The organism is Methanohalophilus sp. WG1-DM (assembly GCF_004104135.1).
In the GTDB taxonomy this organism is placed as follows: Archaea; Halobacteriota; Methanosarcinia; order Methanosarcinales; family Methanosarcinaceae; genus Methanohalophilus; species Methanohalophilus euhalobius.
This window is the reverse complement of record NZ_RRBA01000005.1, coordinates 1-20,094: the sequence shown is the minus strand read 5'-3', so window position 1 is coordinate 20,094 and position 20,094 is coordinate 1. Positions and strand designations below refer to the sequence as shown.

The following is a 20,094-nucleotide window of genomic DNA, read 5'->3' as shown; positions in this document are numbered from 1 at the left end:
AATATTATTCGGAGCTATATGAACGAAACCAGCGATGATACGGTAAATCAGGGGAATTACGGATTTAAAAATATGTCCGATGTAGAATATGATTATATGGGTTCTGAAGGAGACGAAGACTTTTCAAAGTACCTTCTGGACAGGATGAAACAACTTGAATCCCGCAACAGCAAACTTAAAGAGCAGTGCGACCAGATTGAATCTGAAAAAAAGAATGTTGAATCCCAGAAAGTGAAGTATGAGCGAGAAGTTCGCAAACTTCGCTCTGAGATTAACAGGCTTAAGACTGTTCCTTTGATCGTGGCAAATATCATTGATGTCATTGATTCCAATAAAGTATTGATACGCAGCAGTTCGGGCCCCCAGTTCATGGTGGGAGTTTCCCAGTACATAGATGAATCCAAATTGGTTGCCGGTGTCAGGGTTGCCCTGAATCAGCAGACCCTTTCCATAGTGGATGTTCTTCCCTCGACAGAAGAACCGGAAGTTTCAGCAATGGAAGTCCTGGAATCCCAGGATATAAGTTATGAAGATATCGGTGGATTGGATAATCAGATCCAGGATATTATCGAATGTGTCGAACTACCGCTCATTAAACCCGAATCTTTTGAACGTGTGGGTGTGGAACCTCCTAAAGGTGTGCTCCTGCACGGGCCCCCGGGTACCGGTAAAACGATGATGGCAAAAGCGGTAGCCCATCGTACTGACGCAACTTTTATCCGTGTTGTGGGCTCGGAACTTGTGCAAAAGTACATTGGTGAAGGTTCCCGGCTGGTCAGAGAAGTTTTCGATATGGCAAGAAAGAAGGCTCCCAGCATTATTTTCATAGATGAGCTCGATGCCATTGCAGCAGCCCGGCTGAGTGATACCAACGGTGCTGACAGGGAAGTGCAGCGCACCCTCATGCAACTTCTTGCGGAGATGGATGGATTTGAGAACCGGGGTGATATTCGCATAATTGCAGCCACCAACAGGGTGGATATCCTGGATCCTGCCATAATCCGTCCGGGTCGCTTTGATAGGATGGTCGAGGTTCCGATGCCGGATAAAGAAGCACGTAGTTTGATACTTAAGATTCATTCCAGAGGGCTTTCCCTTGCCCGGGATGTGGATTTTGACAAACTTGCCGCCCTTACAGAAAATACAAGTGGTGCGGATCTGCATGCACTGACTACCGAGGCAGGTATGTTTGCTGTACGCAATGATCGTGATAGTGTGGCAATGGCTGACTTTATGGATGCCATCGATAAGGTCCTAAAGCCCAGGCAACCTCAGGTTAATGAGCATCCGGGCTCAATGTTTGTTTAAAAAGGGGGTATACCCTTTTCTTTTTTTCATATAAAACCGGAAATAAGGATTCTGGGTATTGATGATTCAGCGCTGGTAAGTGACCGTATACTTGTGGTAGGGACTTTTTTCAGAGGGGGAATGTGGCTTGACGGCGTGTTATCCACCTACATTACCAGGGATGGTATGGATGCTACCGATTCATTAATAGAGATGATCTCAGCCAGCAAACACAAAAATCAGGTGCGTGTGATAATGCTGGATGGAGTCACATACGGCGGTTTCAATCCGATTGACATCGTGCGCTTAAACGAATCTACAGGAATGGGTGTGATTGTGCTGATGCGCTCGATGCCTGATTTTGAGAACATGAAAAAAGCCCTGTCTCACCTGGATTATCCGGATGACAGGTTTGGAATAATAAAAAAAGCAGGCAGGATATCCCGTGTGGTAACTTCACATTCCCATACACCGGTTTACATCCAGTGTGCAGGCATCGATGAAATTTCCGCCACCAAGATAGTCCAGTTAAGTGCTACCCGTAGCAATATTCCTGAGCCTTTGAGGGTTGCACATCTCATTGCCACAGGTATTATTTGCGGGGAATCCTGCGGCAAACCCTGATGTTCACTCCTGAATTGAATCCAGTACTATTTTATTCCCTCTTTCCAGCAGTTCGTTTGCCTTTTGCTCAGTTTTGGCTTCGGCAAATATCCTGACAATTGGTTCGGTGCCTGAAGGGCGTATCAGTAGCCACCCGTCTTCATACCATATCTTGAAACCATCAGTGGTATCAATCTCAATTCCTTCTCCCTGTACACGACTGGTTACATTTTCAAGTGTCTTTTTCAGATCACCACATTTCACCTTTGTTTTGGCATTGTGGTATTCCGGAACATTTCCGGCCATCTCTGATGGTTTTACTCCCGTTGCCATTATGTCAAGTAATTTGGCACATGCCATGGCTCCATCCCTGCAATACTGGTGTTCGGGGAAAATAAGCCCTCCATTCCCCTCTCCGCCAAAAACAGCGTCTATTTCCATCATTCTGCGTGCTACATTAATGGATCCTACGGCTGTCCAGTGAAGTTCCACGCCTGTTTTTTCTGCAATGTCCAGCATGCGCCGGGATGAACTTACCGGTGTTACGAGTGGGCCTTTTTTACCCGATATCACATATTTTGCCATCATGGAAAGCAGTATTTCTTCATCAATAAATGTACCATTTTCATCAAAGAAGACTGCTCTGTCTGCATCACCGTCCTGGGCAACTCCCAGGTCAGCATCGTAGTTTTTGACAATATCCCTGAGTTCTCCAAGTACATCGGGGGTTGGCTCGGGATTTCTCCAGGGGAAAGTACCATCCGGTTGGGCGTTGATAGTAATGACCTCGCATCCCAGTTTACGCAACAAGAGGGGTAGTGTAAGAGAACCTGCACCACATCCTGTATCTATGGCCACCCGGAACCGTTTTGCTCTGATCTCTGTGGAATTGACCGATGAAATTATTCCATTGATGTAGTAATCATTGGCATTATAATCCCTGTTCAGTTCGCCTGTCAGGTTCCAGTTAGCAGTGTGGAATTCGCCGGTATTGTAGATATTTTCGATCTTTTTCTCCCCTTCCCTGGAAAACTCGGTGCCATCTGCGTCTATAAGTTTTATGCCATTGTATTCCCGCGGGTTGTGGGATGCAGTAATAACAATCCCGGCATCTGCATGGTCGCGCACATAATACTGGACAGACGGGGTTGGGCAGGTTCCAATGTCGATTACTCTTATGCCCGCTGAAAGTAAACCGGATATTGCAGCTGCTTTTAGCATCTCTCCTGAGATGCGCGTATCTCTTCCGATAGCTACGGTTTTACCTTCTCCAAGATGGGTTCCCATACTTCTGGAAAGGTCGATTGCAAATTTAGGTGTGATGAATTCATTAGCTATTCCACGTACTCCGTTGGTTCCGAACAGGCCCATTTGTAAACTCTCCTACTTGCTATACTAGATGCCACTTTACTATTTTAGGTTTATCTGAGGTGGTCTATCACCAAGAATTATATTTAATGAATTCCAATCTATGGATCATGCTAATGAAAGATGAAGGCAGGCTTGTAATCTGGCCGGCTTCCATAGATCGTTCCAAAAGCAGGAATGAAGGAAGGATTATATCTCGCAAAAGTTCAGTAAAGGAGCCGAGTCTGGAAGAAATGGAAAAGGCAGCTGCGTCTCTGGATCTTAATCCAGAGGTTCAAAAAGATAAAGCTTATCCGCGTTCCTGGTGGGAGAAAAGTGGACGCATCCTTGTGGATAAGAACGAACCCAGAACTACCACGGCAAGGCAGATCTCTAAAACGATTAAAAAAGATAGACAGGGCTGAATGCCCTTTTTCTTTATAATGGATTACATTTTATGGCCAGGTGCCATAACTGGCGCTTAATAGAATAACAGCAAATCCACAAAGCAATCCAAAGACCATAACTGCTTTGGGGTCCAGGTGGATTGCCCTTTTGTCCTCTTCATAATATCTCATAAGGCCGGCAGAAGACATCAATCCGTTGTTACTCTGTTTCTTTTTTCCCATATTCTTCCAGCTCTTTCCTTTTGTTTACTTGTACCCTGATTGTATTTTATACTTTAAAAGCTTGCGCCCTCATGTTCTTACTTCATCTATCAAAAACGGTGGCCTGAAGATTCCTTTTTCTGTAATTATCGCCTCAATATATTCCATCGGTGTGCTGTCAAAAGCAGGATTGATTACCGGTACATCTTCAGGTGCTATCTGTACTCCCTGCATGTAGCGCAATTCATCAGGATCTCGCTCTTCTATCTTCACACTACCTTCCCATCCCTTGAAATCAAATGTTGAGGCAGGAGCTGCTACATAAAAAGGAATTTCGTGTTCCATGGCCACTATCGCATGGTTGTAGGTCCCGATCTTGTTGAATACAGCATCTTCTGTAATACGGTCTGCCCCGACGACTACTTTGTCCACAAGCTCGTGGCGCATTACATAACCACTCATGGAGTCCGAGATTAGTTTGACCGGGATATTGTCCTGCATCAACTCCCAGGTCGTAAGCCGGCCTCCCTGGTTCAAAGGCCGGGTCTCACATGCGATCACATTGATGTCTTTTCCCTGTTCCACAGCGGAGCGTACCACTCCCAGGGCTGTGCCCCAGTCCACACAGGCCAGTCTGCCGGCATTACAGTGGGTCATTACGGTATCCCCATCTTCCAGCAGGGAAGCACCATGTTTGCCGAGAGTTTTGTTGATCTGCACATCTTCATCTGCAATGGCCTGTGCTTCGTTGAGAGCTATGTTCCGTATGCCTTCAGTGTCGTAGGCTTCAGAGACTGCTTTGACCACCCGGTTTACTCCCCATCCCAGGTTTATAGCTGTGGGTCGGGTTGCCAGGATGATCCGTGCGGCATTTTTGAGATCTTTCAGGAGGCTTTCCATGTCATTTGCACTGCTGAGTTTGCTGGCAAGGGCAATACCATAGGCACCTGCTGCTGCCAATGCGGGTGCTCCCCTGACCCGCAATGATTTGATTGCTTCACACAGCTGGGCCAGATTTTCACATTCGATCTCCCTGTATTCGACAGGCAACAGGGTTTGATCGATCATTCTCACGGTAGAATTCTCAGCATTCCATTGAATTGTTCTCATTATTTTCTCTCTGGTGATAATTAATTAAGTCTGGTTGAGATATTTTACACCTTTATATATATCTTCCACCTAAATACACATCCATGGTCAGTTCAAGGGCGATTCATGATCCTGTGCATAAAACTATCCTGTTGACTCCTCTCCAAAAGGAACTGGTGGAAACTCCTCAGGTGCAGAGGTTACGTTCCATACAGCAGCTCGGTCTTGTTGATATCGTTTATCCGGGTGCGAAGCACAGCAGGTTTGAACATAGTCTGGGTACCATGCATATGGCATCCCTGATGGCCGATGCCCTGTCTCTGCCGCAAGAGGATAAAATGAAAGTAGAGGTTGCAGGTCTTTTGCACGATGTAGGTCACTCTGCATATTCTCATGCCGTGGAAGATGTCCTAAAACGCAATCCTGATATTAAGCCACAATATGGTGGTATAATTAGGGAAAACCACGAAGCTTTCAGTGAATATGTCATAAGAAATTGTTTTGCAAACAACGGTAATATTGCGAGAATAGTTGAGGAAGAGCTGGGTCAGGATTCTGTTGATTTTTTCGATCAAATCGCCCTCATGGCAACAGGTAAATCCTCTTTTCTGGAAAAGCCCTATCTGGGACAGTTAATATCCGGTGACATAGATGCGGACCGGATCGATTTTTTGCTTCGTGATTCGTATCACACCGGTATATCCCTGGGTTTAATAGACGTGGACCAGATAATACAGAACCTGAGCATCCGCAATGGCAATATCGTACTGGGCAAAAAGGATGGTTGCAGTTATGATGAAGATATGACATTGACGGTTGCTGAATCAATGCTCATAGCTCGTGCACATCACTATAATGCTATAGTGCATCATCCTCATACCCAGTCTGCCAGGATTATGTTATTGCGATCTCTTGAAAATGCTCTGGCTATATTCGGGGAAAAGAAAGATGCAGAATCTGTGAATAAACAGGTGGGTTTGTTTTTCACTGAATATAATGATGCTGACTTGCTTTATTTCATAAAAACATATGGCAACGATCAGGCACAACATCTTATCAGTTCAGTCCTTGCGGGAAATATCTGTGACCCTATTGTGCGATTTAACCAGAAAACCCTCAACCCGGCAACCCGCATGGCCCTGTCTACAATAGCCCGGCATGGTGTGGCCAAGAAGATGTTCGAGGAGCAGCTTGAAAAGAGAATTGGGGACGTTTTTGCAGATTTGAGTGTTGCCAGCGGTGTGCCTCGCAGTACAAGGGTTGTTGTGAACGGTGAGGATAGTTTCTTTTACGATGAATCTGCCCTTGCAAACGGTCTGGTCAGGGCGATTTCCAGGCAACTGTCACTGGTTGTTTTTTCTCCGATTGATGGTGTAGGATGCCCAGAAGCTGCACAGCTCAAGGATGTTGTAGGCCATACTGTTGACACCCTGTCTCCTCAGTTGCTGAGATTTATACGTCAGGAAAATTACCTACCGATAGAGGGGCTGATATTGTTGTTCTATACCGTTAATTCCATCTTCTGGAAAGAGGAAGATGGCTTTGTCTCAATTCCCCGTTTACGTAATATAACCTGGATATATCGCATGGTCCAGCGGTTCAGTGAAGATGTCAGCCTTCGTAACCTCTTTGATTATGAATTCCATTGGGACTATGGTTTTCCTTACAGCAACAGGGTTTTTGAGAACATCCAGCTGCTCGTGGCAATGGGTATTGTGGATGAAGACCTGCGTTATTATGAAAAGAATAACAGGTTCCACCAGCGCTATGAGTATGTCCTGACGATGCACGGTGTTAAATATGGAAAACAACTTTTAGAAGCCTACAGCCGTGAATTCAGGGAACTTATAAAGTTACTCCGGCAGGATAAACACTCTATACCCCGGGATATTGTAACGATTCCTGCCCGCCGTTATCAACAACCCTGAGGTGCATGTATGAAAGAAAATGAAACGGTGCTTTTGCGCACCCGTCATAAAGACAAATTCCGGGAATATCTGACCACAGTTTCGGGTAAACAGTTCCACTGTGAATTTGGTATTGTTGAAACGGCTGATTTGCTGGATATAAAACCCGGCGGCACCATTGTGTCCCATATGGGTCAGCAATTCTCTGTCATCAGGCCCCGGGCTCCGGATATGTTCAGACTTGCAAAACGCACGGGGGCACCGATCATGCCCAAGGATGTGGGCCAGATTATTTCCCATGCAGGTATCAATTCTTCTGACAGGATTCTCGAAGCCGGTACGGGCAGCGGTGTGCTTGCAATTTATCTGGGTTCTGTAGCAAAGGAAGTGATCAGCTATGAGATACGTGAGGATTTTGTGAAGAATGCCCGGGCCAATTTGTCCATGGCCGGCCTTTCCAATGTGGAAGTTCGCTGCGGGGATATTGTGGATGTGATGAAGCAGGGCAGTGATTTTTTCGATGTTATAGTACTTGATATTAAAGATTCGGCAGAATCTGTCAGGTATGCCTGCTCCAACCTGCTTGCCGGAGGTTTCCTTGTTGTTTATTCACCTTTCATTGAACAGGCAAAAGCCGTATACCTGGAAGCAGTGAAGGCAGGATTTTACAGTTTAAATACTCTTGAATGTCTGGAAAGAGAGTTATCTGTATCCGAAAGAGGCACAAGACCCGCACCATCAAGGGTGGGCCACACCGGTTATCTAACCTTTGCCAGAAAATGATCAAGGCTATATTTATCTTTTTTATTTTTCATGATGTTTCAGGACTAATTATTCTGAAGCATAGGAAACTCAATTTGATTAATTTAATATAGGTTCTATTCATTAGTTTATTTCGATTAACGTGTCTGATAAGGGATTATGGAAAAAAGAAATTGAATCAATCAGGAAACCTTTAGAAGATGGGCACAGAATTGCTCTGGAAAAAGGTATTAGTGAAACAGCTATAATTGATTTTAGTTCAACATCCAATCCTCTGGGCAGTCCCATTGATTATCCGGATTGCAAACTCTGCCTGGAGGATATTTTTTCCCGTGTGGAATCCATGTATTCCCAATTCCCCGATAATGAATATTCAGAATTAAGGTCAAGTGCTGCCGAATATTTTGGAAATAATATTGCTGCTGATAATATTGTTCCTGCTCTGGGAGTTGAAGATGTAATACGCATGGTATTTTCCTCGGTAATTGAAACCGGCGATACCGTTCTTCTGAACAGGTCTCAGAATCCGGCCGATGAAAAACATTGTATAATCAGTGGTGGGGAAGTGAACTATGTTTTTGAGGACGACTTAAAAAACATATCTTCAGCTTTGCTTACCAAAGCAAAAATAATCATGCTCACTAACCCGGATAATCTTTCAGGCCAGCTTTATTCAAAAACTGATTTAATTTCTCTTCTGCAACGCTGTAATGACCATTCTACCCTGCTGGTGGTTGATGAAAGTCTGTTAGACCTAACGGACGTATCTGCAACTTTGGCAGATGAAGTTCCTTCTTTTAACAATCTTTTAGTGATACGCTCTCTGAAAGATACCTTTTCGCTTCCCGGAGCAGGAATTGCTTTTAGTATTACTAATGAGAAGTTTGCAATGATTCTGAATAGGGTACGCAATTGCTGCAATATAGGGCCAATGGATGAAGCAGTCGCTATATCCTTATTGAATATGCCTTCTGATATTGTGAATGATTATCTAACTGCCTCAAGGCAATTTGTCCGGGAAAACCGCCGCTACCTTATGGAGCGCCTGGGCAAGGTGCGCAGGTTCAAAACGCATGAAAGTAATACATCCTTTGTCCTTGTGGATATAAGTGCTGCAAGCCTGGATTCGGTTGAATTGACTCACAGACTCGCTGAAAAGGGTCTTCTTGTAAGGGATTGTTCCGACTTTTATTCCATGGACTGTAATTTTATCAGGGTTTCGGTGAGGCCAAAAGAGGATACTGATAGGCTTGTGGAGGCTATAGGGACAGTTGTAGTTGACAGTGCCCGGGATAGTGCCATGGAGAATCTTAACCAGATACTGGACGAAGAACCTGTAAAGCCTCTTGGTGCGAACAGGGCATGTCCCTATTATCCCTGCCATTTCAAAGGGCAGGATTGCACTTTCTGCTTTTGTCCCTTTTATCCCTGTGGGGATGAGCGCACAGGAGGCAGGTGGGTCTGTCGCTCAAGCGGAGGTAAGGTGTGGAGTTGTGAAAAATGTGGCTTGGTTCACCAAAAACCAACTGTCCAGAAACTGCTTGATGTCCTTAAAGGTGAAGGAGAGATGGAAGACAAACTCAAAAAGGGCTGGGATGAGGTAATGGAGCCCCTATTATGATGGATTTTATTTTTGCCGGTTATATGCATATGATTTATGTGCTTTTATTTGCTGTGTTAATTGATCTTGCAGTTGGGGAACCTCCGGCTCGCCTGCACCCGGTGGTCTGGATCGGGACACTGATTGGCATTTTTAAAAAGCACATTCCTTCATCGGGAAGAAAAACCTATGGTGTTTTCATGGGTATTTCATGCATTCTTTTTGCATCCCTTCTTGCCTATATTGTACTTTTAGTGTCGAATCAATCCCTGGTTCCTGAACTTGTGGGTATAGTTATTGAAGCCTATTTCCTCAAAAGCACTTTTTCAATTCGCAGATTGTTATTTGCCGGAGAAGAAGTTGCATCAACTCTGGAAGTTGGGGCCCTGGAGGAGGCCAGAAAACAACTTTCTATGTATGTAAGCAGGGACACCTCCAAACTTAGTGACTCCCATGTATCTTCTGCTGCCATAGAAACCGTGTCCGAGAATTACGTAGATTCTGTTCTCTCTCCCCTGCTCTATTATTCTGTAGCAGGTCCCTTCGGTCTGATAGCAGCTTATGCCTTTAAAGCTGTAAGTACCCTTGATTCCATGGTTGGCTACCGGGATGAGGCACACAGGGAAGTTGGTTTCTTCTCGGCAAAACTGGATGATGTACTTAACTGGATTCCTGCCCGGATTTCCCTGTTTTTCATCTGGGTAACTGCATTCTTCCTGAACATTCTGTCAAGAAATATGTCTTTTGATCCTTCAGGCGCATGCTACTGTACAAATAATTATTGCAAAGTTCCGGATTCCCCAAATTCAGGATATCCAATGGCAGCAGTGGCAGGGGCTGTAGGTGTCAAGCTGGAAAAACCGGGAGTTTATGTACTGGGAGAGGGGCTTGCATTCCCGGATGCGGAATCTATTAAAAGGGCAAACCGGCTTGTAGAAGGAGCGGCTCTTATATCTATAGCGTGCTTTTCACTTGTAATTATGTTTTTACAAACTTTTTATGGAAATTTATGTAATCTGGTCAAAGTGATACTATGAAACTGTCTGATGTAGAATCCAGGAATACAAAAGGAGAACAGCCCGAAGAAGCTGATACCGGTTATATTTATGATATTATGGATATCCTGAAGGAAGAGGGTATTACTGAAGAGGCACTTGTGGAAGCCTCAATGGGACTTTACACACCTCATCCGGGAATCGAGACTCGTGAAAAGGCAGAAGCCCTTTTTATAAGGGAACTTCGTCTTGCGATTTCTGATCCCAACCTTTGCATGCTGATCTATTCCGGTATCCTGCTTGAAAGAGAGGGTCGCAATGGGACACTGCCTAACATAAGTCGTGATTCCTATGAAAGGGATCTGACCTTCCTGATAGCTGATGAGGTACTGGGTATGAGCATTTCCAAATATATCAGTGGGGACAAGGGAATGTTTGAGTTTGTCAGGTTCGACAAACAAAAACCGGGTATACTTGCAGAACTCGGTCCTTTCATGGATGATGTCATCGGTGGACTTATCGGAGGAGTTTCTGCCAATATGTATACCAGGGGAATGGCAGAGATTGACACTTCTAAAAATAAAGATGATGACGAAAAACATGGCGGTGGTGTGATAGCCGGATGAGCGGATTTCTACTCGCAGCCAGGACGGGTTTTGGTTTCTTATCGACAATTCCCGTGGGAATTACTATGGAAGGCCTTGATGAGCTGGTTAAACGAAGTTACCTGTTTGTCTTTACGGGTATTATACTGGGTCTTTTGATTGGCATGTTTACAGGAATTGTGGAGTATGTCTTTCCCGCCAATATTTCCGCAGCCCTGGTTATTGTTTTTATTTACTATCTGACAGGTCTCAATCACCTGGACGGGCTGTCTGATTTTGGTGACGGGTGTACGGCTCACGGCTCTCTTGAAAAGAAGATCAGTGCCCTTAAGGATATGTCGCTGGGTATAGGCGGGGTGGCATATTGTGTCATAGGCCTGATTTTGCTCTATGCCAGTATTTCCTCTCTTCAGCAGCAGATATACATGACAGGGGCCATCTCATCGCTGCCACAGTGGACACTTTTGCCCCTGTCACTGTTTGTGTCGGAAATCGGTGCCAAACAGGGTATGCTCACAATAGCAGCTTTTGGCAAATCGATCCATGAAGGCCTGGGTTCCATGATGATCGACAAAACAGATGTTGGTAAATATCTGGCTGGCCTGATAATGGGTGGTATTGTATCTGTTCTCGGATTGGGTTTAATTGGTCTGATAGGTTTTGTGGCAGCCATATTGGGGGCTTTCGGGGTTCTCAATGTTTCCAACAGGCATTTTGGTGGCGTTAACGGGGATTGTATTGGAACCGCCAATGAAATTGCCAGGCTTACTTCCCTGATTGCCATTACTATGGCGCTATTTGCCATCAATACAGGTTACGGAGGTCTTTCATGGATGCTTTTATAATGGCTGGTGGACAGGGTTTACGTCTGGGTATGGATGAGAAACCCTGTGTAGATCTTCTGGGTAAGCCCATGATATGTTATGTTGTGGATGCCCTGGAGGAATCTGAGAGTATTGGTGATGTTTATGTGACAGTGTCTCCTTTTACCCCTCACACAGAAAGAGTTGTACAAAATTGTTATGGAGGTAATGTTAAAACCATTGATACTGCCGGTGATAATTATGTTGGAGATATGGTTTATGCTGTGGAGCAGGCTAAAGTTGCAGAGCCCCTGATGGTAATCATGTCCGACCTGCCCCTGATAACAGCCGGTCGTATCGATTCCATTGTGGAGGAATATTACAGGTGTGGAAAACCTTCAATGTCGGTATTTATACCCCTTTCCCTGTGTAAAAAGATAGGTTTGCGTCCGGATACCGTTTTCAACTGGAGTGGAAATCTCATAGTCCCCACTGGGATAAATATCCTTGACGGAAGCAAAATCCGGGAGGAGCAGGAATATTATAATTATCTTCTGGAAGACCCTGAAGTAGCTCTGAATGTCAATACTGCAGAAGACCTGCAGCGCTGCACTGATATTCTGGAAAAAAGACAGAATAAATAATTCGGAGTTCTCTATGACAAATTGTGTCAATATTAAGGGCAAGGATTATTCTCTGGATACATTAGGGCTTATTGTGGGTACACAGGACCTGAATATCACAAATTCTTTAGCTGAAGAATATCTCTTATTGTGTGAAGTTGTGGATAATCCTTTTATTCTTCCGTTTTTCCTGGAGAAATTCTATACTATGGACATAAAGGACCCTGAAAATTTCCGGTTGGCGCTGTGGAGAGTTCAGGTTGATTCTGACTTGCGTCTTGGGGAGGACATAAGTAAACATCAGCTACGCAGCTATGTTACGCGTACACTGGAAAAATTGCTTTTCAGTGAGGTGTTGCTTGAAGTCGTCGAAGAACCTGATACGTCTTATGAAAGCGATTTTTGTTAAATTCCGGGAAAGATACATGAATTTTTATATCAGGAATCCGGCTCTGTAGAAATCCTCATTTGAATAATTACTGAAATAGAATATGTCCTGTCTATATTTCTGTAATATTACGACGGTATACCATTAAATCACAGATTTAATGAGAGTTCCATATTGGAAATCTGGAACAAAATACATTCATCCCCAATGTATTTTGTCTATCCAGAATTACATTGGGGACCTTTTCTTATAATAATAATAATAATAATAATAATAATGTATTAGTGGAAATTAGAGGAAAGGGTTTTCTACAGAGCCCAGAATACCCCTTTGCGTAAGCTACGGGGATGAATGCGTACCAAAAGTATAAAAATATTAATTACATAATGTAATGCATAAGTTTACGATAACCAAGTAAGCTTAATATATTTAAAGCACCGTAGGAACTACGGGTAGAGCCTGCGGACTTGTTTTTCGTTGGGAAAAGGTATGAAGCAGGAAGCATCATGCGTAAGTGTGGTGTGGTTCACAAGGTGTTTCAAATGGAGGAGACGACAATTCCTGAAAGGGTTAGTACTGGTATTAAGGGACTGGATGAGATGCTCAAAGGCGGGTACTTTAAAGGTACTGCAAACGTTGTTTCCGGGAAATCAGGAACCGGTAAAACAATTTTTGGATCTCAGTTCATTTATGAAGGGGCAAAGAACGGGGAGAAGGTGATGTGTATAATCACATCGGAAGAATCCAAATCCATTGTTCGGGAAATGAAAGCATCCTTTGACTGGGATTTTAAGAAACTTGAGGATGATGGCTTACTTTCTTTTGTGGATATCACCGAGCCGGGGCTTCGTCTCCAGAAAAGTGTGGAAATCGCACCCTCAGAGCTTATTAAGAGTTTCAAAAAACTAATTGAAAGCAAAATAGATGATGTGCAGCCTCAGAGGGTATTCATTGATTCAATTGAAGCCCTATTCCTTGCCATAGATTCAAATTACAAACTGAGAACCCTCATAGATGATGTGTTTGGTGTCCTGCGCAGCCGCGATGTAACTTCTGTGATTTCAGTTGGCAAGATGTTTGGTCTTGATGAGATGGTGGAATATGGTGCGGATTCAGTTGTCAAACTGGAACGTGTCAGGGTGGGTAATAATCTCCAGCGTACGATCTTTGTTATGAAACTGAGGGGGTCGAGCACAATCAATGAGGTGCGTGTACTTAATATTTCGGATAATGGGATGTCGGTGCTTGCCCAGTCTCCATATCTGGAATGAATATTCTTATTTTACTTCAGCCCTTCCTGGGTTATTGTGAATTCCCTGCTCAATCCTTCCGGACGGGAGCGATGTTTGAGCAGGTTGGCTTTTCTTTTATTCTCCCCTGTACGCTCAAGCTGGATTATGGTTTTTGACATGTGTTCGACCGTACTGCCACCTACAGGTTTCAGTTTGCCGGTTCCTATGTCTGAGTATACCTGATTTGTGATAACAACTACAATTCCTCTCTTGCGGGCCAGGCCGTGCAGATAGCCAATCTGATTGGCAAGTTCTCTGCGGGTGCGGATGCTTTTCTCTTCATCTTCAAGGCCAAACCGGTAATAAGCAGTTGCTGAGTCAACAATTATAAGTCCGATGTTCTGGGCACTTATTTTTTCTATCTCGTGGATTGCAGAATACTGTTCCTCGAAACTGTGGGGTTCGTAGATGATTATGTTCTGGGCGATTTCCCTGGCATTTTCACCTGCTATCTGACTGAATCGTTCCGGGGAGATTGCCTCAGTATCAACAAGAATTGCTTTTTTCTCATTCTTTACACAATGGACTGCAAGCTGGAGGCAGAGGTTTGTCTTTCCGCTTCCGGATTCTCCATATATCTGGGTCACAATTCCTGCTTCGAACCCACCTCCAAGCAGTTCATCTATGGGCTTGCACCCTGATGTAAGTAAGTCGGTTATATTGTACACCTCAATTGGTTCAAGTTACTGCTATTATCGGTGTTTAGGTTATACATCTTTTGGAAACGTTCTTATTTGTTTGTTACCAGATCGGATAATGCAATAAATTCAGAACATTTAGATTATTTTATTGTATATCACATTTGTTACCAGGCACATTTTAGTGTATCCAGACATAGGCTGAAAAAGCATTATAAATGAATGAATCCTATTTCGTATCTACTCACTGTGGGAAGCCAGTCGTTTAGGGGAAATCAAAACCGGATTCATGATTGTTGATTCCTTTCTATCTTCTTTGGCTCTCCTGATGGTGTTTATTGTTACAAGGATGGAGTATCATGTCTGAAATTATTATCTATACCACCGATGTCTGCCCGAAATGTGCCCGTCTGAAAGCGACGCTAAAAGAGAATAATGTACAGTTTGAAGAAGCAGATATGACTTCTGCGGAAGCACTTACAGAACTGCGCATAAATGGTGTCTTTACAAGTGAAGCACCTGTCTTGCAGATAGGGGATGAATTCCTTACATCTGACAATTTATTCAAAGGTAGTGATGTGGATATGGATGTCCTTCAGGATTTGCTAAATTAAATGGGGGCTTAATATGGATTCTATGGCAAAAGAAATTGAAAAGAAAGTGAAAAATACGGATATAAGTGGTGTCCCTGAGGACACCATCCCTTCCTCCAGTATTGTTGAAACTACTTCCGAATCATCTCCACGACAGCAGACTCTTGACGGGAGTTTTGTTTCAATAATGCCTAAAGTCAGGACCACTGACGGACACATGGTTGAATGGGACCGCAATATCGTTGTAAACCAGTTACTGAAAGAAACCTCTCTCAGTGAACGTTTCCATGGTATCCCGGCTATCACCCGGGATGAGGCCTTTGGTATAGCAAAGGAAACGGAAAAAAGGATTCGTAGTATGAATCTCAGATTCCTCTCCGGCCCGCTCATCAGGGAAGTTGTTAATATGGTCCTGATTGAGCACAATGATGTGGAATGGCGTAATATTTCCACCAGGGTAGGTACTCCTGTTTATGATGCCTGCGAGATCGATATGGGTACCGGCTTTGAAGCCAAGGAAAATGCCAATCTCCAGGAGAATGCGGAAACCTCGCACAAAAAGAAGGCCGACAAAATCTCCAAGGAACAGTATCTTTTACTTCTGCCACCCAAACTTTCCGACCTTCACCTGAATGGTGATCTGCATATCCATGATCTGGAATACATGGGAACCCGGGCTTTCTGTCAGGACTGGGATTTGAGATATTTCTTCTATTATGGACTCATGCCGGATGGTTCCGGTGCCAAGGCCAGTGTTGCCGGTCCGGCAATGAAAGCTGAAGTTGCAGTTCTTCATGCGGTAAAAGCCCTGGGTAGTGCCCAGACGAATTTTGCCGGAGGGCAGGGATTCTATAATTTCCTTACGTTCCTTGCGCCCTTTTTAGAGGGTAAGTCCTACAAGGAGATCGAACAGCTGATGCAGATGTTCGTTTATGAGATGACTCAGATGATGGTAGCCCGGGGAGGACAGCTTGTTTTTTCCTCCGTACAGCTTTCTCCCGGGGTCCCAAAACTATGGAGAGATAAACCTGTAGTCTATCGCGGACGTGTCTGGGATGGTTCGGATGGTAGTGACGTTAGGGTTTATGGTGATTATGAAAGGGAGGTCCGTCTTGGTTTCCAGGCGCTTATGAATGTCATGCTTGAAGGGGACTACTGGGGTAAACCCTTTAATTTCCCCAAACCGGAGATCTCCATTGAACCTGATTTCATGGAAGAGGATGAGATGTTCAATCGTGCCCATCCAGAACTTCCGACCTATGATGATCTTTATAACCTGACATTCGAACTTACCGCCAAGTTTGGCACTCCTTACTTTGATAACCAGCTTCCTCCTTACAGGGGTGCAGGTGAAGGAATTTCCTGTTACCAGTGCTGTGCCTATCAGTTTTCGGCAAATGCAGAAGATGATGATGAATTTGAAGAAAAGCTCAACTTCAAGGACGGAAAACACTTTTCCATGGGTTCCTGGCAGGTTGTTTCCCTGAACTGCCCAAGGGCTGCCTACAAGGCACAGGGTAATGATGAGGAACTATTCTCAAGACTTAAGGGGTTGATGGACAGGGCAATTGAGGTATTCCAGACCAAACTCAAATGGATGACCCCGATCATTGAATCCGGCAGGATGCCTTTTGCCACACAACAACCCAAAGACCCGGTTACCGGTAAGAAAGGTGCTGTTGCTGTTGATATGGATAGTCTTGTGTTTACCATCGGTGTGGTGGGTATCAATGAGATGGTCCAGTACCATACAGGCTCCCAGATGCATGAGTCAAAAGAGGCTTTCAAGGTTGCAGTCAGGGCAATGACAGAAATGGAAATGCATGCCCGCAAGATTTCAGAGGAACATGGAATTGAGATAGCTCTTGCACGGACGCCTGCTGAAACTACCTGTCAGAGATTCGCTGTTTCAGACCTGCTTCATGATGAGTACAGGGAAATGGCTGCTTCGGTTCTCAAGGGAGATGTGGAGGCTTCGATTTCCAGACTCAAGGAAACGCACGATTTGCCTGTGTATTACACCAATGGTACACATGTACCACCGGGAGCAGACCTGTCCCTGATGGAGCGGATCAATGTGGAGCATGTATTCTTCCCTATTGTTGATGGGGGTAATATCATGCACATCTGGCTTGGTGAAGGCTCTCCCGATGCAAAGGGACTGAAAGACTTTACCATGCATCTTGCACGCAACACCCAGACCGGTTACTTTGCTTTTACAAAGGATATGACTGTCTGTATGAATGATTTCCATATGATGTCCGGATTGCAGGACAGTTGTGAGAATTGTGATTCAGATAATGTGGAGCACCTTTCCAGGGTTACCGGTTATATCCAGTCTGTAGGCGGATGGAATGCTGCCAAGAAACAAGAACTTGCGGACAGGATGAGATATGGCTCAGCAGACATGCGTTGAAGATTTCGAGGTAAATTTCGGGGACTATGTCCCCCTTTCTACCCTCGATTGGCCGGGCAAGGCTTCCGTAGTTTTCTTTTTAAGGGATTGTCCTTTCAGGTGTCCCTACTGCCAGAATTATTCTATTTTGAATGGTTATGAGCTGGTCGAAAGTTCCCAGATAAAACAGTTAATGGAAACTTCCCGTCCCTTTGTGAGTTCTGTAGTAATTTCCGGTGGTGAACCCCTGCAACAGGAGCAGGCAGTTTCCGGAATCGCTCAAATGGCCCGGGATATGGGACTTCTGGTCGGGATACATACCAATGGTGTATACGCTGATGTTTTAGAAGGCCTTATTGAAAAGGAATTGGTTGATGGTGTTTTCATCGATGTCAAAGCCTCTCTTGAAAATGCCGATGATTATGGCAGGATGATCGGTTATGGCTCCTATCCTGCTGTGACTATCTCTCCGGCAGATGCTGTGAATAATGTGCAACGTTCCATAAAACTGGCCGCAGAGAACAAACTCCTGCAGGAATTAAGGACAACAGTGCTGCCGGGTTTTATGGATAAATCTGAGGATATTGAATCGATTGCTTCTTCTATTGTAAAATGTGCTGGCAGGGATGTTGCCTATTTTATCCAGCAGGGCGAAACGGAACATTCAATGGACAGGAACCTGAGGGATTTGTCTCCCCTGAGCCGGGATGAACTTTTATCCCTGGGTTATGCTGCAACTTCTTTCCTGAATAATGTCTGTATACGTACAGGCAAAAATGGCACTGAAAAAATAACTTCAGATCAGTCTGCAGTTTAAGTAACCTCTTTATATGTGTCGGCAGTACCTTTATAAGATATAGTTGTGAGAAGCATACCTGCTGAATCATTGCCTGTCCTGCAGGTACTTGATCTGCAGACGTGCTTTCTGGCTTTTTCCGATGCCTTCTGATTTCGTAAACCGCAACATGCGTATTGCTGCTATCATGCGAAAGCAGGCACTGGATATTTCCGGAGGTTTCGATGGTATCAAGGATAAAGGATATTGATGAACGCGCATTTATCGCACAGCTGGCTTCAGTTTTTGGCAGGGGGAAAGATGAATTAAAGGTGCCTGCCGGGGATGATGACTGTGCGGTCCTTGAATTTGGCGGGGAGTACCTTGTAGTTACTACGGACATGTTGCACCAGAGGACCGATTTTCCCGATACAATGACTCCCTGGCAGATCGGCTGGATGGCTGCTGCGGTGAATTTCAGTGATATTGCTGCAATGGGCGGCCAGCCTCTGGGTTTGCTTGCAGCGGTGGGCTATCCCCAAAACATGTCTCTGGAAGACTCCGGGGAAATTGCCCGGGGTATGCGGGATTGTGCACAATTCTGCGAAACTTCGGTAATCGGGGGGGATGTGGATTCCCATGAGGAACTTACCATCACGGGAACTGCTCTGGGCAGGGTTTCCAAAGAAGAACTTCTCACCCGCAAAGGGGCAAAACCGGGAGATCTGGTTTGTGTTACCGGCACCCTTGGGGCAGCCGGGGCAGCCCTGAAAGCCTATCTGAAAAATATGGATGTTGACAGCGATTTCATGAAACCCCTTCTGGAACCCGTACCCCGGATTGCCGAGGGCAGGATGCTTGCAAAAAGCGGTGCTGTGACCTCTGCCATGGATACCAGTGACGGGCTGGCACTGTCGCTGTATGATCTTGCTTCGGTCAATGAGGTGGGGTTTGTCCTGAGGGAAGAGTTGCTGCCAGTAGACAGGCGTGTGTTTGAAATTGCTTCAAGCAAGCAAGAAGCCCTGGAACTGGCGCTGTATTCAGGCGGGGATTTCGAGTTATTGGTAACGATTCCAAGGAAGAGTTTCAAGGCATTACAGACCGAATCATATTTAACTGTTGTAGGAGAAACTGTTGACATTGATGCGGATATTAACTTAATCGGCAAAGATAAGACAAACTTTGCTATTACTCGAAAAGGCTATTTACATATAGGTGCATCTGAACAGATATGATTATACAAAGGAGATTATGGTATGAAAACCGGATTTAAATTAATTATAGCTAGTTTACTGATATTTGGAGTTGTTTGTGGCAGTGCATCTGCAATTTCAAGTGTTAGTAATCTTAATGCGTCTGATACAGGAACTATTTGGATAAACTGGACATGGGATAATCCTACTGAAAATTTCAGTCACGTTTCTGTGTATATTGATGGAACATTTGAAGATAATGTGACAACTGAGTATTATAATGCATCTGGCTTTGCTTCAGATACATCTCACGATATTTCAACCCGTGCTGTAGATGATGGGGGGAATTTTTCTGCGTGGGAAAACGATACTGCGACTACTGATACTGTAACTACTGATTCAGATACAACACCGCCAGCCAGTATCAGTGATTTAACCAATACTACTTCTACAAACTGGATTGAATGGTCCTGGACAAATCCTGGTGACGAAGACTTTGATCACACGGAAATATATATTGATGATAATTGGGAAGCAAATGTTTCAAAGCCTGACAGTTCATATAACTATACTGAGTCGGTACTTCCAAAT

Annotated in this window: 21 protein-coding genes and 1 pseudogene; 18 read left to right on the top strand and 4 right to left on the bottom strand. The window is 44.5% G+C overall.

Features of this window, described 5'->3' with window-relative positions:
- The first annotated feature begins 18 nt into the window (after positions 1-18).
- Positions 19-1,308 (top strand): proteasome-activating nucleotidase, encoded by a 1,290-nt coding sequence (locus tag CI957_RS05000; protein WP_128754352.1) that lies wholly within the window; start codon positions 19-21, stop codon positions 1,306-1,308.
- A 9-nt stretch (positions 1,309-1,317) separates the two neighbouring features.
- Positions 1,318-1,911 carry a DUF99 family protein gene (locus tag CI957_RS04995; RefSeq protein ID WP_096712761.1) on the top strand — a complete coding sequence of 198 codons (594 nt, stop codon included), beginning with the start codon at positions 1,318-1,320 and terminating at the stop codon, positions 1,909-1,911.
- Positions 1,912-1,914: 3 nt separating this feature from the next.
- Here the strand turns inward: CI957_RS04995 and glmM are convergent, their stop codons facing one another.
- Positions 1,915-3,261: a phosphoglucosamine mutase gene (gene glmM / locus CI957_RS04990; RefSeq protein ID WP_096712760.1), complete on the bottom strand. Its 1,347-nt coding sequence runs from the start codon at positions 3,259-3,261 to the stop codon at positions 1,915-1,917.
- 113 nt (positions 3,262-3,374) lie between these two features.
- Here glmM and CI957_RS04985 point away from each other — a divergent pair, with 113 nt between their 5' ends.
- A complete protein-coding gene (locus CI957_RS04985; protein WP_096712759.1) occupies positions 3,375-3,662 on the top strand; it encodes a signal recognition particle protein Srp19 in 288 nt (95 codons plus the stop codon).
- A 30-nt stretch (positions 3,663-3,692) separates the two neighbouring features.
- Here the strand turns inward: CI957_RS04985 and CI957_RS04980 are convergent, their stop codons facing one another.
- Positions 3,693-3,866: a preprotein translocase subunit Sec61beta gene (locus tag CI957_RS04980; protein WP_096712758.1), complete on the bottom strand. Its 174-nt coding sequence runs from the start codon at positions 3,864-3,866 to the stop codon at positions 3,693-3,695.
- A 69-nt stretch (positions 3,867-3,935) separates the two neighbouring features.
- Positions 3,936-4,955: an S-methyl-5-thioribose-1-phosphate isomerase gene (locus tag CI957_RS04975; RefSeq protein WP_096712757.1), complete on the bottom strand. Its 1,020-nt coding sequence runs from the start codon at positions 4,953-4,955 to the stop codon at positions 3,936-3,938.
- Positions 4,956-5,038: 83 nt separating this feature from the next.
- On the opposite strand from CI957_RS04975, the gene CI957_RS04970 reads away from it, so the two are divergent.
- From CI957_RS04970 to CI957_RS04930, 9 genes are all read left to right on the top strand, one after another.
- The gene (locus tag CI957_RS04970) at positions 5,039-6,862 is read left to right on the top strand and encodes an HD domain-containing protein (protein WP_128754351.1); all 1,824 of its coding nucleotides are present in this window, start codon (positions 5,039-5,041) and stop codon (positions 6,860-6,862) included.
- 9 nt (positions 6,863-6,871) lie between these two features.
- Complete coding sequence (locus CI957_RS04965) at positions 6,872-7,624, top strand: tRNA (adenine-N1)-methyltransferase (protein WP_096712755.1); 753 nt, start codon at positions 6,872-6,874, stop codon at positions 7,622-7,624.
- Positions 7,625-7,745: 121 nt separating this feature from the next.
- Positions 7,746-9,224, top strand: coding sequence for an aminotransferase class I/II-fold pyridoxal phosphate-dependent enzyme (locus tag CI957_RS04960; RefSeq protein WP_128754350.1), 1,479 nt, complete (start codon positions 7,746-7,748; stop codon positions 9,222-9,224).
- On the top strand, positions 9,221-10,240 hold the full coding sequence (locus CI957_RS04955) for a cobalamin biosynthesis protein (protein ID WP_241645925.1): 1,020 nt from the start codon (positions 9,221-9,223) through the stop codon (positions 10,238-10,240). The genes CI957_RS04960 and CI957_RS04955 overlap by 4 nt, the downstream gene beginning before the upstream one ends.
- Positions 10,237-10,824 (top strand): alpha-ribazole phosphatase CobZ, encoded by a 588-nt coding sequence (gene cobZ, locus CI957_RS04950; RefSeq protein ID WP_096712753.1) that lies wholly within the window; start codon positions 10,237-10,239, stop codon positions 10,822-10,824. Before CI957_RS04955 ends, cobZ begins: the two co-directional genes overlap by 4 nt.
- Positions 10,821-11,648 carry an adenosylcobinamide-GDP ribazoletransferase gene (cobS, locus tag CI957_RS04945; RefSeq protein WP_128754349.1) on the top strand — a complete coding sequence of 276 codons (828 nt, stop codon included), beginning with the start codon at positions 10,821-10,823 and terminating at the stop codon, positions 11,646-11,648. The genes cobZ and cobS overlap by 4 nt, the downstream gene beginning before the upstream one ends.
- Positions 11,633-12,250, top strand: coding sequence for an NTP transferase domain-containing protein (locus CI957_RS04940; RefSeq protein ID WP_096712751.1), 618 nt, complete (start codon positions 11,633-11,635; stop codon positions 12,248-12,250). The genes cobS and CI957_RS04940 overlap by 16 nt, the downstream gene beginning before the upstream one ends.
- 13 nt (positions 12,251-12,263) lie before the next feature.
- The gene (locus CI957_RS04935) at positions 12,264-12,638 is read left to right on the top strand and encodes a hypothetical protein (protein ID WP_096712750.1); all 375 of its coding nucleotides are present in this window, start codon (positions 12,264-12,266) and stop codon (positions 12,636-12,638) included.
- 521 nt (positions 12,639-13,159) lie between these two features.
- Complete coding sequence (locus tag CI957_RS04930; RefSeq protein WP_096712749.1) at positions 13,160-13,888, top strand: ATPase domain-containing protein; 729 nt, start codon at positions 13,160-13,162, stop codon at positions 13,886-13,888.
- An 11-nt stretch (positions 13,889-13,899) separates the two neighbouring features.
- Here CI957_RS04930 and radB read toward each other — a convergent pair whose 3' ends face one another.
- On the bottom strand, positions 13,900-14,577 hold the full coding sequence (gene radB / locus CI957_RS04925) for a DNA repair and recombination protein RadB (RefSeq protein WP_096712748.1): 678 nt from the start codon (positions 14,575-14,577) through the stop codon (positions 13,900-13,902).
- Between the two features lie 329 nt (positions 14,578-14,906).
- Between radB and CI957_RS04920 the strand changes: the two genes are divergently transcribed.
- From CI957_RS04920 to CI957_RS04900, 6 genes and pseudogenes are all read left to right on the top strand, one after another.
- Positions 14,907-15,161 carry a glutaredoxin gene (locus tag CI957_RS04920; protein ID WP_096712747.1) on the top strand — a complete coding sequence of 85 codons (255 nt, stop codon included), beginning with the start codon at positions 14,907-14,909 and terminating at the stop codon, positions 15,159-15,161.
- Positions 15,162-15,174: 13 nt separating this feature from the next.
- Entirely contained in the window at positions 15,175-17,556 is a 2,382-nt protein-coding gene (gene nrdD, locus CI957_RS04915; protein ID WP_128754348.1) for an anaerobic ribonucleoside-triphosphate reductase, read from the top strand.
- On the top strand, positions 17,534-18,352 hold the full coding sequence (locus CI957_RS04910; RefSeq protein WP_128754347.1) for an anaerobic ribonucleoside-triphosphate reductase activating protein: 819 nt from the start codon (positions 17,534-17,536) through the stop codon (positions 18,350-18,352). The genes nrdD and CI957_RS04910 overlap by 23 nt, the downstream gene beginning before the upstream one ends.
- Positions 18,353-18,440: 88 nt before the next feature.
- Complete coding sequence (locus CI957_RS10600) at positions 18,441-18,581, top strand: hypothetical protein (RefSeq protein ID WP_164909029.1); 141 nt, start codon at positions 18,441-18,443, stop codon at positions 18,579-18,581.
- Entirely contained in the window at positions 18,556-19,545 is a 990-nt protein-coding gene (gene thiL, locus CI957_RS04905; protein WP_128754346.1) for a thiamine-phosphate kinase, read from the top strand. Before CI957_RS10600 ends, thiL begins: the two co-directional genes overlap by 26 nt.
- A gap of 21 nt (positions 19,546-19,566) precedes the next feature.
- A pseudogene (locus tag CI957_RS04900) lies at positions 19,567-20,094 on the top strand (hypothetical protein); the annotation flags it as partial.

What these genes read in the sequence shown, in the direction of transcription:
- CI957_RS04965 (WP_096712755.1), top strand. Translation starts at nt 6,872, where the DNA reads ATGAAAGAAAATGAAACGGTGCTTTTGCGCACCCGTCATAAAGACAAA.
- glmM (WP_096712760.1), bottom strand. Translation starts at nt 3,261, where the DNA reads ATGGGCCTGTTCGGAACCAACGGAGTACGTGGAATAGCTAATGAATTC.
- thiL (WP_128754346.1), top strand. Translation starts at nt 18,556, where the DNA reads ATGGTATCAAGGATAAAGGATATTGATGAACGCGCATTTATCGCACAG.
- CI957_RS04935 (WP_096712750.1), top strand. Translation starts at nt 12,264, where the DNA reads ATGACAAATTGTGTCAATATTAAGGGCAAGGATTATTCTCTGGATACA.
- cobS (WP_128754349.1), top strand. Translation starts at nt 10,821, where the DNA reads ATGAGCGGATTTCTACTCGCAGCCAGGACGGGTTTTGGTTTCTTATCG.
- CI957_RS04910 (WP_128754347.1), top strand. Translation starts at nt 17,534, where the DNA reads ATGGCTCAGCAGACATGCGTTGAAGATTTCGAGGTAAATTTCGGGGAC.
- CI957_RS04985 (WP_096712759.1), top strand. Translation starts at nt 3,375, where the DNA reads ATGAAAGATGAAGGCAGGCTTGTAATCTGGCCGGCTTCCATAGATCGT.
- CI957_RS04940 (WP_096712751.1), top strand. Translation starts at nt 11,633, where the DNA reads ATGGATGCTTTTATAATGGCTGGTGGACAGGGTTTACGTCTGGGTATG.
- CI957_RS04975 (WP_096712757.1), bottom strand. Translation starts at nt 4,955, where the DNA reads ATGAGAACAATTCAATGGAATGCTGAGAATTCTACCGTGAGAATGATC.
- CI957_RS04970 (WP_128754351.1), top strand. Translation starts at nt 5,039, where the DNA reads ATGGTCAGTTCAAGGGCGATTCATGATCCTGTGCATAAAACTATCCTG.
- CI957_RS04980 (WP_096712758.1), bottom strand. Translation starts at nt 3,866, where the DNA reads ATGGGAAAAAAGAAACAGAGTAACAACGGATTGATGTCTTCTGCCGGC.
- CI957_RS04930 (WP_096712749.1), top strand. Translation starts at nt 13,160, where the DNA reads ATGGAGGAGACGACAATTCCTGAAAGGGTTAGTACTGGTATTAAGGGA.
- CI957_RS04920 (WP_096712747.1), top strand. Translation starts at nt 14,907, where the DNA reads ATGTCTGAAATTATTATCTATACCACCGATGTCTGCCCGAAATGTGCC.
- CI957_RS04955 (WP_241645925.1), top strand. Translation starts at nt 9,221, where the DNA reads ATGATGGATTTTATTTTTGCCGGTTATATGCATATGATTTATGTGCTT.
- nrdD (WP_128754348.1), top strand. Translation starts at nt 15,175, where the DNA reads ATGGATTCTATGGCAAAAGAAATTGAAAAGAAAGTGAAAAATACGGAT.
- cobZ (WP_096712753.1), top strand. Translation starts at nt 10,237, where the DNA reads ATGAAACTGTCTGATGTAGAATCCAGGAATACAAAAGGAGAACAGCCC.
- CI957_RS05000 (WP_128754352.1), top strand. Translation starts at nt 19, where the DNA reads ATGAACGAAACCAGCGATGATACGGTAAATCAGGGGAATTACGGATTT.